Origin of the sequence: Pseudokineococcus marinus (genome assembly GCF_013004605.1) — a bacterium.
Classification (GTDB): domain Bacteria; phylum Actinomycetota; class Actinomycetes; order Actinomycetales; family Quadrisphaeraceae; genus Pseudokineococcus; species Pseudokineococcus marinus.
Genome location: NZ_JABEMA010000469.1, coordinates 1 through 1,722, shown reverse-complemented (window position 1 = coordinate 1,722; position 1,722 = coordinate 1). Strand labels below are relative to the sequence as shown.

The window sequence follows — 1,722 nt, the reverse complement described above, 5'->3', positions numbered from 1 at the left end:
CGCGCCGCCCTGCGGGCCGGTCTCGACCGGTGGCGTCCGCGGCTCGACGGGCTCGACCCGCGCCGCGACGCCGAGGTGCTCGGCCGCCTCGGCGGGCGGCTCGTCGTCCCGGCGGACGAGGAGTGGCCCCGGCGGCTGGCCGACCTCGGCGACGCCGCGCCCCCCTGCCTGTGGGTGCGCGGCGCGGGGGCGCTGGGCCCCCTCGTCGAGAGGTCCGTCGCCCTCGTCGGCTCGCGCGCCGCCTCGGCCTACGGCGAGCACGTCGCGGCCGACCTGGCCGCGGGCCTCGCCGAGCGCGGGGTCGCGGTCGTCTCGGGCGGCGCCTTCGGCATCGACGCCGCCGCCCACCGCGCGGCGCTGGCCGTCGGCGGGGCGACGGCGGCCGTGCTCGCCTGCGGGGTCGACCGCGCCTACCCCGCGGCGCACGAGGCGCTGCTGGCGCGCATCGCGGCCGAGCACGTCGTCGTGGCGGAGCAGCCGCCGGGGGCGTCCCCGACGCGGTGGCGGTTCCTCGAGCGCAACCGGCTCATCGCGGCCGCCTCCTCGGCGGTCGTCGTCGTCGAGGCGGCCTGGCGCTCGGGAGCCCTCAGCACGGCCACCCGGGCGGCCGGGCTGCTCCGACCGCTCGGCGCGGTGCCGGGACCGGTGACCTCGAGCACGTCCGCCGGCTGCCACCGGGTGATGCGGGAGCTCGCGGCCACCTGCGTGACCGACGCGGCCGAGGTGCTCGAGCTCGTCGACGCGGCCTCCGGGGAGGACGTGCCCGTCCCACCCGAGCGGGAGCGGTCGGGGCGCCGGCGCCCGCTCGCCGGCCTCGAGGGCGAGGACCTGCGGGTCGCGGACGCCCTGCCCGTGCGCCGGGGCGCGCCCGTCGTCTCGGTCGCCCGGGCCGCGGGGCTCTCCGAGCAGACCGTCCTGGCGTGCCTCGGGCGCCTGGCGCTCAGCGGGCACGCCGAGGAGGTCGGCGCGGACGACCGGGGGCCGCTGTGGCGCCGAGCGGCGCCGCGCGGCTAGCCCCTCCTCCCCCTCGCGGCCGCCCGTGACCCGTCGACGACGCCGGTCCCGTCGCCGGTCGCGGCCCCTGCTGCCGCCGTCGACCGTCCCGGGCCGCCGAGGGGCTGCGGCCGCGCCGCGGCTCCTCCGTCCGGGCGACGGGTCCGCGACGGCCGTGCGGGACCACCGACCACCGACGACGGGCCACGGCCCCCGACCACGGACCACCGACCACCGACCACGGACTACCGACCACGGGCCCCGACCACGGGCCCCCGACCACGGGCCCCCGACCACGGGCCCCGACCACGGGCCCCGACCACGGGCCACCGACCACGGGCCACCGACCACCGACCACCGGGCGACGCCGGGGCGGGTGGTTGCCCCGAGCGCGCGGGTGCTGGGAGCGTGCGTCCGTGGTGACGGGGACGGGGGAGCGCGCGCCGCACCCGGCTGCGCCCTCCGCGGGGTCCGGGCCGTCGGCGGGACCAGCGCCCGCGTCGACGTCCGGTGCCGACCCCGGGCCGGACGAGCGCGCCGCGCGCCTCCTCGAGGCCTTCGCCGAGCACCTCTCGGTCGAGCGCGGTCGCTCGCCGCACACCGTGCGCGCCTACGTCGGCGACGTCCGCGACCTCCTGGCCGCGGCCCGGCGCCGGGGCGGGGGCGACCCGGCCGACGTCGACCTCGCGCTCCTGCGGGCCTGGCTCTCGGGCGAGGCCCGGGCGCTCC

2 protein-coding genes are annotated in these 1,722 nt (G+C 81.8%); both read left to right on the top strand.

From position 1 onward, the window contains the following. Positions 1-1,014: DNA-processing protein DprA (gene dprA, locus HLB09_RS16665; RefSeq protein ID WP_171204416.1), on the top strand; the 1,014-nt coding region annotated here is incomplete at its 5' end. A gap of 395 nt (positions 1,015-1,409) precedes the next feature. After that, on the top strand, positions 1,410-1,722 hold a 313-nt coding region (locus HLB09_RS16660), incomplete at its 3' end, for a site-specific integrase (RefSeq protein WP_212771281.1).